This window comes from Clostridium sp. DJ247 (assembly GCF_014231265.1).
In genome coordinates, this window is the sequence record NZ_JABAIW010000037.1 from 35,242 (window position 1) to 50,738 (window position 15,497).

The 15,497-nt window shown below is 30.4% G+C and carries 9 protein-coding genes; 3 read left to right on the forward strand and 6 right to left on the reverse strand.

The features are described 5' to 3' along the window. Positions 1-96 precede the first annotated feature (96 nt). The 4 genes from HGI79_RS14905 to HGI79_RS14920 all read right to left on the reverse strand — a co-directional run bounded on the left by HGI79_RS14905 (position 97) and on the right by HGI79_RS14920 (position 5,044). Positions 97-1,173, reverse strand: coding sequence for a mannose-1-phosphate guanylyltransferase (locus HGI79_RS14905; RefSeq protein WP_185651490.1), 1,077 nt, complete (start codon positions 1,171-1,173; stop codon positions 97-99). A gap of 373 nt (positions 1,174-1,546) precedes the next feature. Continuing rightward, entirely contained in the window at positions 1,547-1,849 is a 303-nt protein-coding gene (locus tag HGI79_RS14910) for a hypothetical protein (RefSeq protein WP_185651491.1), read from the reverse strand. Positions 1,850-1,985: 136 nt separating this feature from the next. After that, the gene (locus HGI79_RS14915; protein ID WP_185651492.1) at positions 1,986-3,830 is read right to left on the reverse strand and encodes an O-antigen ligase; all 1,845 of its coding nucleotides are present in this window, start codon (positions 3,828-3,830) and stop codon (positions 1,986-1,988) included. Between the two features lie 233 nt (positions 3,831-4,063). Further along, the gene (locus HGI79_RS14920) at positions 4,064-5,044 is read right to left on the reverse strand and encodes a DUF6273 domain-containing protein (protein ID WP_185651493.1); all 981 of its coding nucleotides are present in this window, start codon (positions 5,042-5,044) and stop codon (positions 4,064-4,066) included. Between the two features lie 257 nt (positions 5,045-5,301). On the opposite strand from HGI79_RS14920, the gene HGI79_RS14925 reads away from it, so the two are divergent. Then, entirely contained in the window at positions 5,302-8,631 is a 3,330-nt protein-coding gene (locus HGI79_RS14925; protein WP_185651494.1) for a cell wall-binding repeat-containing protein, read from the forward strand. Positions 8,632-8,899: 268 nt separating this feature from the next. Here the strand turns inward: HGI79_RS14925 and HGI79_RS14930 are convergent, their stop codons facing one another. Further along, positions 8,900-12,493: a cell wall-binding repeat-containing protein gene (locus HGI79_RS14930; protein WP_185651495.1), complete on the reverse strand. Its 3,594-nt coding sequence runs from the start codon at positions 12,491-12,493 to the stop codon at positions 8,900-8,902. Positions 12,494-13,207: 714 nt separating this feature from the next. Beyond that, positions 13,208-14,260: a cell wall-binding repeat-containing protein gene (locus HGI79_RS14935; RefSeq protein ID WP_185651496.1), complete on the reverse strand. Its 1,053-nt coding sequence runs from the start codon at positions 14,258-14,260 to the stop codon at positions 13,208-13,210. A 407-nt stretch (positions 14,261-14,667) separates the two neighbouring features. Here HGI79_RS14935 and HGI79_RS14940 point away from each other — a divergent pair, with 407 nt between their 5' ends. Then, positions 14,668-14,880 carry a hypothetical protein gene (locus tag HGI79_RS14940; protein WP_185651497.1) on the forward strand — a complete coding sequence of 71 codons (213 nt, stop codon included), beginning with the start codon at positions 14,668-14,670 and terminating at the stop codon, positions 14,878-14,880. 51 nt (positions 14,881-14,931) lie between these two features. Continuing rightward, complete coding sequence (locus HGI79_RS14945) at positions 14,932-15,192, forward strand: spore coat protein (protein ID WP_185651498.1); 261 nt, start codon at positions 14,932-14,934, stop codon at positions 15,190-15,192. Positions 15,193-15,497: the final 305 nt, after the last annotated feature.

Genomic DNA, 15,497 nt, shown 5'->3' on the forward strand with positions numbered 1-15,497 from the left:
ACATACTAAACTATAAAAAAGTGTATTTTATTACTTACTATTATATTTGTGTTTATACTAAGTACACTTTAATCAAATTATTTGTTAATAACTTTATCATAGATAGCTATCTTTTTTAAGTAATCTCAATTCATTTAATAATTTTTTAATATCTTGACATTTATCCTTAGAACAAATTAATGTAGCATCATCCGTATCTACTATAACTATATCTTCTATACCTATAGTCGCTAAAAGCTTATTTCCTCCCTGTATTATGCAATTTTTTGTATCTATACTTACTGCATTACCTTTTATAATGTTTCCCAACTCATCAGAAACTTGAACTCTTTCTAAGGCTGTCCAACTTCCAACATCATCCCATCCAAAATTTCCTGGAATAGTATAAATATTTTCGGCTTTTTCCATTATTCCATAATCTATAGAAATACCTTCAAATTTTGAATACTCTTGTAAAAGAACGTTATCCTCAGTATCTGTATCTAATGTTTCAGATATTTTTATCAATCCTTCATATAAATCAGGCATATGTGTTTTAATATTTTTTAATATTGTAGAAACCTTCCATACAAACATACCACTATTCCATAAGTAGTCTCCTGAAACTAAGTACTCCTCTGCTTTTTTCTTATCTGGCTTTTCTACAAATTTCTTTACTTTAAAAGATGCATATGCACTTAATGAATCTGTTTCTTCCTCAAAGTTTATATATCCATATCCAGTTTCTGCATAGGCTGGAGTTATTCCTATAGTTATAAGGTTCTCTCCTTTTTGTGCTTGTTCTACTGCACTTTTAAGTGTTTTTAAGAATAATATATTATTCTTAATTAGGTGATCTGAAGGTAAAACTATCATTACACCATCGGGATCCTTTTTAGCTATGTTTATAGCAGCAAGACCGATACATGGAGCTGTATTTTTTCCCATAGGTTCAATTATTATATTGTCTTCACTAACTTGAGGTAACTGTTCTTTTATTATACCTGAGTAATCTGAATTCGTAACTATATATGTATTTTCATACCCACAGAGACTATTGACTCTTTCTACTGTAAGCTGTATCATTGTTTTTCCATCATCTGTTAAACTTAATAATTGCTTGGGCATTTTTTGTCTACTTCTAGGCCAGAATCTTTCTCCTTTTCCGCCTGCCATTATTACTGCATGTATCATATCAAACAATCCTCTCTTTATGGCACAAATTAATCCAATAATTATTATTATTATATATATTTTGACATGCGTTATTATATCATATTTTCCAATTTATTTAAACTTGAAAAAAGTGTAACAAATAGTATTAAATTTAAGAACATAAGTACAGAAATCGCTGCCATAAGCGCCTTATAAAGTTTGTTTTTATTAATAAAAACATAGTAAAAGTCAAAGGGAAAAGCATAGCCATATAACTACCAATATAATTATAGTTATATAAGCTAGAATATATTATCTTATCTCCAAATTGGAACTTAAGCTTTGGTGCCATACTTTGAAAAGGTGACAGCCCACCCATAGGGTTAACTGTCACCTTTTAATTTGGTACTTACTATTTTATTAATTTCAAATGAGCTATATTTTCCATATTTCTAGCTGTAACTATCTCAACTGCTGCTAAATCTTTTCTAATTGATTCTGTTTCACCTTTAATATATGCTATATCATTAAACATTCTATCATGTTCAGATTTATTTACTTGAGCTAGATGTTCTAATGCTCTTAATATTTGAGTATGTTCATCAAACTTTTGAGTATGTTCATTTAACTTTTGAGTATGTTCATCTAACTTTTTAGTATGTTCATCTAACTTTTTATTCATTTGTTTTAACAAATCTAATATTTCTTTTTCCAAATAATTCACCACCATATATCAAATACTTGTAAAGCATTATAACATTATCTTTACAAGTATTCAACAGTATAATATTTTAAGATGTAACAAGTAGAAAAGTAATAACTTGTTACACTTTTTTAAGCATATCTATAACTTAATTGCTAGTCTTTTCTCTCTTTTCATCATCAGTGTTTAACTTATAGTTAATACTAACTCCAACCCCTAATAACACCCAAAAAACTGGTGCTACAGATACAACACTATCATTAAAGAATCCGGATCCTAAGTAACCTAAAACAGCTACAAATATAGCTAGTCCCACTATAGAATAAAAATCATTAAATTCTCTTTTAATATATAACTTAACACATGAAATAAAGTACATTAAAAATATAGCCAAAAATGCTACTAAACCTATTACCCCTATATTAATAGCATTTTGAAGATACAAGTTATGTGCCTTATCTACTATCATATTATCAGTATCATAAGCTATAAGCTTTCCTACATAATCATCCTGAGGAAACACCGCTGCAAAAGTATCTGGCCCATAGCCTAAAAGTATTGTATGCTTTAATAAAGGGATGCTTCTTGACCAAATATACCCTCTGGCAGATCCTAGCTTTTCTTTGCCTTCAAATCCCGATTTTTCAACAGGTTTTAGATCTACTACATCACCTTTATAGTTAATAAAATCGAATTTTCCATCATATGACAAAAACGACATTTTTAAATTGTCCTTTTTTACTGTTATAATATGCTTTTTATTGCTAGTAGTGGACTGATCTTCCTTAATTATATTATATACTTTATAGTTATCATCTACAAAAGTGATTTGTCCATTTGCTTGGTTAAAGTTATTTTTTAATTGATTTCCTGAAGTATCTTCAAAAACTATGTTATCTGAAACATTTTTTATCTTTAATGTTTGATTTGAATATATTATATTTACAATATTATTTTGTATATTAATATCCTTTAGAGTACCTTTATCTGATCCATTAGATTTCGTTAAATCTTGTGCATCCTGAAACAAAGAACCTATTCTATTGGCCAATGCTCCTTTTGAATATATATTAAATCCAATAACAGCAATAACAGCTATTAATAATGCACTTATAGTAATTTTCCAGTTTTCAATAAAAAACTTTCTCATTACTATAATTAGACCTATCATAGCAACTGCAGCACCTATAATACCAGCACGTGAATGACATAATATTAAATTTAAAAACATAAGAATGGTAACTAAAGCCATAGATATTTTTAAAAGTTTATTTTTTATTAATAAAAACATAGTAAAAGTTAAAGGAAAAAGCATTGCCATATAGCTTCCAACATAGTTATAGTGATATAAACTTGAGTATATTATTTTGTCCCCAAACTGAAAGTTAATCTTTGATGCTAAACTTTGATACTTTGCTGGAAGTATAAGTTTTTTTCCCGTAAGTGATTTATAAAAATCATGTCCAAAATACTGTAATATACCAATAATACCTATTATTAATGCTGAGCATATTAATGCAATAAGTATTACTTTTATACTTGATTTATTATTTACTAAGTTTATTGTTATAACTAAAAGTAGCATATATGCAAGTATTGCAAGCATACCTTCATATCTTTCTACAAATCCCCAAATAGCTATGTCAGTAAAATTTGAAAAAATACTAGCTAATATAACTAAAATTGAGTAAATAATAATAGGTATGTATAACTTAGTTTTATATATTTTCAAACTTTTGCTAAATAATTTTACTGCAAATACAAGAGTAGCTACACAGACTGATATCAATATCCATATGGATTTATAGTAAGAAAAGAAATCCATAATATTATTGACACCTTTCCAGTATTTATAATAATCTCCAGTGAGATTAATAGCTTTTCCGTATACAATTAATGGTATAATAGAAACAATAAAAGCTAAAGGTATTACCGAATACCAATTCCCTTCATTTTCTACTCCATATATATCTTTATAAAAGTCATCATGCATTTTTTTCCCTCCATTAGATTGTTTTTTTCTTTCACTATAGTATGTCCAATTACAATATACATAATTATAGTATCCCATTTTATTTGTAATTTCAACTTTATTTGTAATAATAATACACTAATAACATAAACCAATAAAAATAGCTATTAGACAGTACTTATAAGGCAATATTGTCTAATAGCTATTAAGTTATTTTATTAATTATTCATAAAATATTCAAATTATTATACAACTTAATTGACTGTAACGATTGCTCTGGCAGTCCATCCCAATCCTTTAATAGTGATTACTGCAGTTCCTGTTTTTTTAGATTGAATATATCCAAGATTGTTTACTTCAGCCACCTGGTTATCAGAAGAAGAATAAGTTATTTTATCTCCCGTAACTATTGTTTCATATTTAGTTGTTGAAGTATTATTTTTTATAGTTCTATCATATAAATACTTAGTTGAATTTACTATTTGTTTTAAATTTCCATCAGCATAAACAAATAATGTTATTAAGTTAAAGTTTTCTCCAATTTTCATTTTGATACTAGTAGAGTTTGTTTTTACTCCTACTACTCTTGTTTTATCCGTTTGACCTGAAATTTCACTTATGACATAAGGATTTTTTTCAGTTCCTTTTCCATTAACTATTACATTAGGCGAAATAATTAATACTGGATATACATCAGCTTTATTACTATAAAGTTGCTGTACAAAAGAACCATTTTTAGTATTTAAGACCCAGAAACTATATTTTGCTTTATTACTATCAAGTTGAGTTCTTGTCCACATATTATTGTTTTGCTTACCTAAGATATTTTGTATAGTCTGCATATCACTATAAGATGGTAATGATATCTTGTCATTTACAGTGAGATTATATTCAGAAGCTTCTGTACCTATTCCCCACTCATTGTAAGTAACTAGTCTTGTACTTGAGCCTAAACCATTAAGAAAATCATTATTTAAATAGGCTCTTATATCGGAGCTTGCATAAGTTACATAGTTATTTTTACCAAGCGCCATAGATGATATTGGTTGATTAAGCATTATATAGTTGTCTCCAATTAGTCTCCAAGTTCTTCCTCCCAAGCTTACGTATGATCCAACAGCTGCATTTTGAATACTTCCAAGCATAAATCCACTTTCTGCTTTAGTCTTTAATGGAAAAAATGTTACCGATAAAAAGATTACAAAAATCAAAGCATTAGTAGCAATTTTTTTCAATAAAATAACCTCCTATTAAGTATCACATATTTTACTGATTTCGTTATATATTGCTGTATATTATTATAATGTTTTATAATATAATATTACTATATTATATAAATAATACAAGTTTTTTATAAGTATTTTATTAATGGTTTTTATTTCATAAAATACATACATCATACTATAATTCTGTATTTTAAAGTACTTATAACCATAAATTTATAGTATAATATTTTATATTACCTTATGAAAAAGATAGGAGGGCCTGTAAAATGCAAATAAATTATACAAAATCCATGAGGAGAGCGTTTATTTTATCACTAGTTTTAACAGCTTCATTACAAACATCTCCTACAAAGGCTGCAGTTGGACAAGTTACAGAAGTTGGGGGCGCAGACAGCTACGAAACTGCGGCTAAAGTGGCAACTGCAAATTGGACTACTTCTCAAGATGTAGTACTAGTATGTGGAGAGGGTTATGCAGATGCGGTAAGTGCATCAGTACTGGCAAAACAATTAAATGCGCCTATACTTTTAACTACAGCTCAATCACTTAATGAAAATGCTAAATCTGCATTAGATACATTAAAACCAAAAAACATATATATTGTAGGAGGAACTGCCTCTGTATCCCAATTCATACGAGATAGTTTAAAAAGCTCTAACTATAACTTAATAGAATTAGGTGGTAAAAATCGATATGAAACTAACCTTGCTGTAGCAGAACAATTGGTTAAACTTGGTGTAAATGCTGATAATGTTATGTTAGTTAGCGGTGAGGGCTTTGCAGATATACTATCCGTTACTCCTATAGCATCTGCTAAAGGTCAGATACTTTTATTAGGAAATAATAATAGTACTTCTATGCAGTCTATAATAGACTTTGTAAAATCTAATAATTCAAAGGTTACAGTTGTTGGAACAACAAACTCTATAAATGATAGTATATATAATTCTTTAGGTGCTGTTAATAGAATAAATGGTGGTTCAGACAGATTTGAAACTAATTTAAATGTGTTAAATGAATTTAACGGTGATTTAAAAAATGATAAATTATTTATTGCTAATGCTAGTGGAAATAGATATGCTGATGCTCTAATAGCTTCATCTTTAGCGGGAAAATGGTCTTCTCCATTAGTATTATTAGATGATGAAAGTTCCTCATCTACATCAAAAGCTATAGACTATATAAAAAATAAGACAACTGCTTCAACAGATTTAAATGTTATCAGTGATACAGGTGTTGTTTCTAGCAGCGTTATTTCACGAATAAATTCTACAGTGTCTACACCTACTCAAAGTACAGATAGTGCTACAGTAAAATCTGTGACTACTAATGGACTTAATCAGATAAAGGTTGTATTTAATACACCTGTAGATGAAAATTCTGCAGAGCAAATACAAAATTATACAATTGATGGTTCTGTTTTAGGCTCAAATTCAGATACTGAATCAACAGCAACACTTCAAGAGGATAACAGAACTGTATGTATTACCTTCGCTCATTCATTTACACAGTCTAAAAGTGTAACTTTTGGAGTAAAGAATTCTATTCTAGATTTAAGCTTAAAAAATACTATATCTGCATTTACTCAACAACTTACATTCTTTGATGTAACTACACCTACATTACAGTCAGTAACACCTCTAGGTGGTAATAAATTAATAGTTAAGTTTTCAGCACCAGTTAGGATGACTTCTTCTGACCTATCTACTATGAAAATTAATAGACAAAGTATATCAAATTATGGTTTAAATACAACTGAAACTGTATTTGACAATCAATCTGGTTCTTGGTCAGATAAAGTAGAGCTTTATTTTAATTCTCCTCTTCCTATTGGCAGTAATACCTTTACTATGCCAAATGGAGAATTAGGCAAAAGATTTGATAGTGCTGCGGGATTTCCTATTACAGGCTCTTCTGTTAACTTTACTATTGATTCTACTTCAGGAACTCCAACAGTTACTGGTGTAACAGGTGATTCGAATAGTATTACTATTACCTATGATAGACCTATGGATCGTCTGTCAGCATTAGAGCCTGTTAATTATAAGCTAAATGGCAGCGTAGTTTCAGTATCAGATGCAAATATTGATTTTGTTGCTGGTTCAAATGATTCTGTTGTTAAGATAAAAGGATTAAGTTATCTTCTTAAAAGTGGTTCAAATCATATTACAATTAATGATAACGTTGAGGATACTTATGGAAATAGCATAACTTCTTACACAACTGACTTTGATAACGGAAACAATTTAGTTAAACCTCAAGTTACAAATATTACCATACGCAATGGACAAACTATGCGTATTAAATTCAATAAAGATGTTCAAGATTCTTACGCTACAAGTAAATCAAATTATAAAGTTTTAGATTCAGACGGACAAGATATTACTTATAAAATAAAGGATATAACTAGAATTTACAATGCAAGTAGCGGAAGCAGCAGCAGTGACACTTATGATCTTACATTTAAAGATACTGATACATTAAAAGGCTCAAAATATACATTAACTGTAAGTAATATACTTGATACAGAAACTAAACCTAATGTAATGGATAGTTATACTACTGTGGTTAACGGCTTAGATAAACAACTTCCAGATGTTACTTCAATAGTTAGAAATGTTAATGACAATCAAGAAGTGGTTATTTTCTTTAATAAATCAATGGATGAGTCAACGCTCACTAATTACTCTAGTTATTTCTTTTTAGATGGTACTAATACCACTCAAAGACTACCTAATAATGCTGTCATTACACCTGGTATAGATGATAAATATGTTATTATAAGTTTCCCTTCCAGTTATAAGATAAAGAGTGGAAGTGACGAAAGATATGTATTAAAAATAGGTGTAAAAAACATCAAAGACAGAGATGGCAAAATTTTAACAAACATGTCTTATGATGGTACTATACTTACGGATGATTATAATGGTCCTAAGCTTATTGATAACACAGCAAGACTTTATTACGTGGGTAATGATATAAAAGTTAGATTTTCACTTTCAGCTCCAATAGATATTTTAAATATAAGTGACTTTAAAGTAGCTGGACAAACTCCTGATAGCGGTCTTATAGACGGTAATGATGTAATTTTAACATATAGAGCTGGTGTTAACAGTAACAAAAAAATTGATCAAATTCAGTCAGCCGGTACTAGTACAACACTTAGTATATCCAGCAGTTCCTCTGTAGATGCAGCTGGACGAAAAATAAGAACTTCTTCAGATGTGGTACTTCTACCTCCTAGAACTCGTTCAGATTCATGGACAGCTCATAGTTCTGCAGGTTATAATACAGTTACTATAGTATTTGATCAATATATTGATGATGAAATAAAATCTTCTTATGTTGATGACTTTATATTTAAAAACGCCACAACTGGACAAGATTTGAAAGTTTCATATGTAACTGTTAATGGTAGAAATGTTATATACAACTTTGATAATGGTACTATGAAAATCGGTGACAGTATAAGCGTTCATGCTAATAGTGATGCATCTCTTATTAATATTAGAGATAACGAGAATATTAATGGAGATTATGAGGTTTACACGCCTACAGCTGATGACTTAAAGGATAGAACAATAATAGTTCATTAGAACATATATAAAAACAGTGAGAAGAAATTTTTATGTAATTCCTTTTCACTGTTTTTTATATTATTATTAAATAAATGCCTTCTAATAAAAATTATCATAGGAGTACTTTCCTATGATAATTTTTATTAGAAGGCATTATAGATAAGTAACTTATATTTTAAAATATGTATATTCTCTGAAAGAGTTTGAAATGAAAAATACTAAGGATAACCTATAAGGTTATCCCCGTATTTTATTTTAAGTTTAATTCAATCAATGATACTAGATATTAATGAATCTTAACTTGTCTAGTCTTAGTAGTATCATCGCTTGATGGTTTGTATTGAGCGTAGTTAGAGTTATCATCTTCAAGAGCTTCTATATCAGCAGAAGTGTTCTTTAATGCTACTCCAACAGTGTAAGTAGTTGTTTCTGTACTTGCAGTAAACTTGCTAGCTTTAGCATCTTGGAATATAAATACTAAAGTATTTTCGTTCTTAGCAACTTTATCAGCTTTTACTTCTTCACCATTTATAGTGAATGTATAATCATCAGTCTTGATTCCGCTGTGTAAATCTATAATATTATCAAATGTTAATACTACTGCTGCACCTGTAGTACCACTACCATCATTGTAGTTGCTAGTTGCATACCAGTAATCTGATGTAGTCTTCGGTGCTGATAAGTAATCATATACTTTTGTAGCTAATGTATCATTGCTAACTTTTGCACCAGTAATATCTTTAAGCACTAATGCTTTACCATCTACAACATCACCTGTTACCAATTCAAGTTTAGCATCAGCTCCTACTAATTTTATAGCTTCGATTTTCTTTAAAGTTTCAGCTTTATATAGAGGGTTATAAGCATAAGTTGGTTTTGTTGATGTTGGAGTAACACCTTTTGAATCTTTGTTGAATCTTAATACTATGTTAGAACCATCAATATTTACACTATCAGGAGTTTCTCCTGCAACTCTAAATTCACTCTTATCTAATGAATCTGAATCTATTGATCTATCAAATTGGAACTTAACTAATAGATCATCTCCATCATCTTCCACTCTATAAGTCTTATCTTTATAAATTACGTTGCTTGTATTGCTTGCTGCAATAACTGTTCCGCTGTTTGCAAATGAATCTATTATATTACCAGATTCATCTTTTAATCCTGAAGTAAGAATTTTGTATATTATGTTATCATTATCCTTACCTGGAGTTCCGTTAACATAGTAGCTTGATGGGAATTCTATTGTAACACTCTTAGCATCGTTGCTAGCTGTAATCTTAGTTGAAGATGGTAAGCTATTAGTATCTCCTGATGCATTTTGGTATTTGTAGTTAGATAAATCATTTAATGTATCTGTATCCATTGCTTCTGTGAAGAATAGAACAACTTTGTGGTGATCGCTATCATTTTTTGCAATTACAGCAAGTCTTGTATCAATACTGCTTACTTGTGCTATTTTTGGAGCCACATCATCATTACCAGTTAATGTAGTAGTGTATTCATCCATAACATTTCTATTTGATGTTGTATCGATTAAGTTTTTAATCTTAAGTGTATACTTGCTTCCTGTTAACTTGTTGTCATCACCAGACTTCATCTTTATATCCCAAACATTATCATTGCTGATTGAGTTAACTGAAGCTGTGCTATTGTCAGTTATGTTTGAGTTTGCAGGTCTGATATAAGCAATGTGATTAGTTATATCTAAATCACTGTTATCTTTTAATGTGTAATTGCTTACTTTAGTTGCGTAAGTCTTATCAATATCCTTGCTAAATGTTACACGGATAGTTGAGCTATCTATCATAGCTACATTTGTTACTGTTGGTTTTGTTTCATCCTTAGTATTGTCGAAGCTTACTTTTGTATCATCGTCAACTTTGTTTCCATAAGCATCTTTAATACTATTGCTTACATATAGAGTGTTAGCTCCAGTATTGAATGCTACTCCCTTAAATTTAACTGTAGCATCGCCTTCTTTTAATTCTCCATTATTAGCAGGCATGTTACCAGTTGTGCTTCCATTTGTATTTAATCCATAGTTACTAGCTTTTGTAGCTGTAGCTTTATCCATAGGTCTATCAAATCTTACCCATAGAGTTCCATCTGCATCTGCTTTAACTTCTTTTATTACTGGTTTTGTAGTTACAGAATCAACTGTAAAGTCTTGAGTATTTTCTTGTACTATAAATCCTGCTGCATCACATAATACACTATTTGCATCTCCATCAGATACTTTTAAAGTATTGCTTCCACTAGGAAGTTTTGATGAGAAGTATAAATCTATTCCATCTGCCCATACACCTGCTGATGTAGTAGAGCCTGCAACTACAGCATTCTTTGCAGTTGCTTTGCTTAATCCAAAGCTTGATATGTTTTGTCCATTTATTTTAAGCTTAGTAGTAGTTGCACTTGTTACAACAGCATTTTTCAAATCAAGAGTATCAACAGTCATTTTTACAGGTTCTGAGAATTTTACTGTAAGTTTGCTGTTTCCTTTTACGCTAACTGATGATACTGTTGGTGCAGTTATATCTGCAAAGGTTATAGTTGTATTATATTTAGCTATACTTTCAGTCTTATCATCGCTTAAAATACCATCTTTAACTTCAACATCATATGATTTATTTTGTTGTTTTACATCTTTTAAATTGATTGTTAAAGTTCTTTTATCATCAGCTAAGTTTGCTGTTGCATTATCTTCACTTAATTGTGTTCCATCAACTTTGTAGTTTGATTCTAATTCTGCTGAATCTTCATCAACATCAGTATTAAATACTACTTTAATTTGATTTAAGTTAGTAGCAGTTACTGAAGCAACTGTAGCATCACCAGTACCTGGTGCTGGAGTAGTTGGGTTAACAGCATTGTTTATATCTGTAACAGTAGCATCTGAAACAACACCTGTTCCACCAACAACATTTAAGTCAGTAGTCTTAGTTGCATTATCCTTGATATATGCTACAGCATTGCTAGTAGCGCTATCTCCAGCTGCACCAACTAATACTAATGGAGAAGCTGTTTTTCCAGCTAAAGCTGAAGCTACTAGAGCATCTGCATATCCATCTCCGCTTGCATTAGCAACGAATAATTTATCTACTTTTAAATCGCTCTTGAATTGTGCTAACACTTTTAAGTTAGTGTCGAATCTATCTGATCCTCCATTTACTCTAGTTGCGTTAGTTCCAAGAGAAGCTAATGTAGCATCACTTATAACATTTGTAGTTCCAACAACTGTAACATTTGAGTTGTTAGCTTTTACAAAATCTACAACTGATTTCATTGAATCAGCATTGTTATTTCCTAATAATAATATTTGTCCTTTAGTAGCTGCTACTGGAGCTATTGATAAAGCGTCTGAGAATCCTTCTCCACCAACAACTAAAACATTGTCAGCTTTTACGCCATGGTTTTTAACTAATTCGTTAGCTACAGCTACGTTAGTTTCGTATCTGTTAGCTCCTTTAAGTTCTACTAAGCTGTAGTCAGCTTTTAATTGATCTCTTACAGCTTGTGAAACTGAAGCGTTTCCACCTACTATATATATGTTCTTAGGTTTTAATGTTTCTAAAGCTGTTTTAGCATCTGTGCTAAGGTCTGCTGCTTTAGTTAAAAGTATTGGTGCATTTAAAGTTTTTGCTAATACTGATGCACTTACTGCATCTGCATAACCTTCACCTGATACTAACACTACGTTGTCGCTAGTTGTCCAATTTGTTGTAGCAACTTGAGCTGCAGTTGCATATCTATCAGCTGCACCTATTCTTGTAACTTGTCCTGCTGCTGCTTTAACTGGACCAGCTGATAAAGCTGTAGTTAAAACTAAGGACATAAGTGTAGCACTTGCAAGTGCCTTTGTACCTTTTTTACTCATATTGTAATACCCTCCTCGATTTAAGTGAATTTTATAAAATTCTTTTAAGTAAATATATATATATATTTTAAATATATACTGTATTGGCACTATTTACTAAGGTAGTTTAATACATATTGAAATTTTTTTCAACTATTTTTATAGCAATTTTATCCTTAGTGAATATTTTTTAAAACAGAATTCATTATACCACATTTGTATTGTACTTTTCTACTGGTTTATGCAAATTTTATATATTTTTCTTATAAAACTATAAATCAACCAATATCTTCTATGTAACCATCTCCTAATAGCCATATTTTTAAGGCCCATTCTGTATTATATCATAATCAATACATAATTTCTATCTTTTGTATTTATGATATAATATTTGTTTATTATGTTACCTCTTACTGACTATGTTATTATTATACAACATGATTTTTACTTTTGCTATACCCTTATAATTAGTAATTTTCGGTATAAAAACTATGTTTACCTTCATAGGAAAAGTATGGTTCATGTGCATTAATATGGTTACCTTATTTGTTATATTAGCTTTGAAAACGAATATAAATACACTTATATATTATTCTACACTAACTTTAAAATTCCTTTTATAATATTTAAGAAATATGTTAAATAATTTTGAACAAAATGTAAATCCACATATGTTTGATCTATATATCTATATTTATATACATAACTATATATACATAATTTAACACTTTTATATTACTCAATACTTATAATCTCTAGTGAGTTCCCTGCTTGCAGACTGTCTTTTATATCATCTGAAACAGATGCTGGCCCGCCTATAATTACTATCTTTGCACTATCAGTTATATTTGCAAATATATATTCTTCTGCCGCTGCAACTTGACTTTCTCCTGCACCTACACCACTAAGAACTAAAGGGGAACCAGTTCTTGCTGCTGCTGCAGATGCTACAAGTGCATCAGCAAATTGACTGTTTGTAGCTCCACCAGCTGCTACATATACAGTTCCGAAATCTACTCCACCATTATTTTTGAAGTAGTTTAGAACTGATAAATTAGTAGCAAATCTGTCGGCTGCATTTGATGTTATTTTTGTACCGTTAACAGAGCTTACTACAGTTTGGGGTAATACCCCTTCTCCTCCCACAGCCAACACACTTAAGCCGTTAGAGCTTACTACACTGCTGACTACTGGTGCTACTGCTTTTGTTGATGCAAACAGTACTGGATATCCTTTTTGCGCAGCTAAAGAGGCTACAGATAAAGCATCTGCATATCCATCTTGTCCATTCACTAATACTCCAGTTTTTTGTCCACTTAAGCTTAATACCTTTTTAGCCACTTCTGCATTTGTACCCATTCTAGTAGTATCTGTTATTCCCGCTACACGTTCTACTTGATATTTTGTTTTTAGTGAACCTTCAATTGCTGTAGAAACTACTCCAGTACCTCCAACTATGTATACTTTTGTAGCTCCTAATTGTTGAATAGTTGCCACAACTTCTGGCTCTAAGGTACTTCCCCCTGAGGTTAAAAGTATTGGTGCGTTTAACAGTTTCGCTAAAGGAGTAGCGCTTACTGCATCTGCATAACCATATCCATTTACAAGTACCACATTAGCTGCATTTCCAAACAAATCTATAGCGACTTTATTAGCTGTACCAATTCTGCCGCCTGCACCTCCGTCAGTTCTTGTTACTGTAGCAGCTTGTACGCTTGTTGCTCCTAGAGCTATAGATACAACTAGTGCTGTAAGCATAGAGCTTAAAAACCTTCTCTTCTTAACCATAAATTAAAATCCTCCAATCTCTAGTGCTAATTTAATATAAAACAAATATTCTTACACTATTGCAAAATAATTTAGCAATTCAAATTAACATAACACCATTATATAACATTACCAGAAATTTTTACAGCTTTACTCATAGTATTTATTAATTTCATAGATTACACTTTATATTTCGTATTTAATATAAAAGTATTTATATACTATGCTGAAAATTCCTAACTTATCCAACAAATATCTAAGTTTTTTTCCTTAGTGTTTTAAATTTTGCTTTATATTATGTGGATCTTTATACTTTGTGACTATATATGGTTCCTACGTGTGGTTTAAATTTCCATATATAATTGCCACATTTAAGGTAATAATAATGCTGTAATAAAATTTATGTTATATAAGGAGGGCTGTTATTTATGGCTACTACAACAGCAAGCAAACAATTAGAAGCTAACAATTTAAAGGTACTTGAGGATCAAATTAGTTATGAAGCATTAATGAACAAGAAATGTAGTGAATATGCTTCTGCATGCAGTGACGCTAACTTAAAGAATTTATGCAATCAAGCTAGTCAAGTGCACAAACAAAACTTTAATTCATTAAAATCTTACTTAGACTCACATCAATAACTAATTTTTTAGATGTAAATATCACTTTATTAATTCGGAGGTATATAGATTATGAAAGAAAAAGATTTAATGCATGATTTACTAGCTACAGAAAAACAAGTTATATCATCTTATAGTGTAGGTATAACTGAATCTTCTTGCCCTAATTTGAGAAATACTTTAATTAATAACTTTAAAAATGCTCAAGATATTGAATATAAAGTATTTGATGCTATGAAACAAAAGGGCTGGTATCAAACAAAAGATGCTCCAGATAGTGACGTAAATCAATTCAAAAATCAAGTTAACCAAATGGCTGGTGAATTAAAATAGAATTCAGGTGAAAATTTAACTTATACGCAGAGAGGTGTTGCCAAATTTCAGCATATTTAAAAACTTTTCTATCAGTCTTAGTGAAGTGTTTTTAGAAAATCTTAGGAGCTTTGATATGGGTGAAAGCCTTAATGGCTTTCACCCAGCGACTTATCAATGGTAATTGATAAGTTGGTCCGGACTGAGGTACGAGTTTATCAAAGCTTCTTAGATTTAATATGAAACTCCTCTTCCTAACGTCAGATGAGTAAGCGATTCGCACAAAATCACAGATTTTGGCTCTCTGCTTAAAACACGAACTTTAG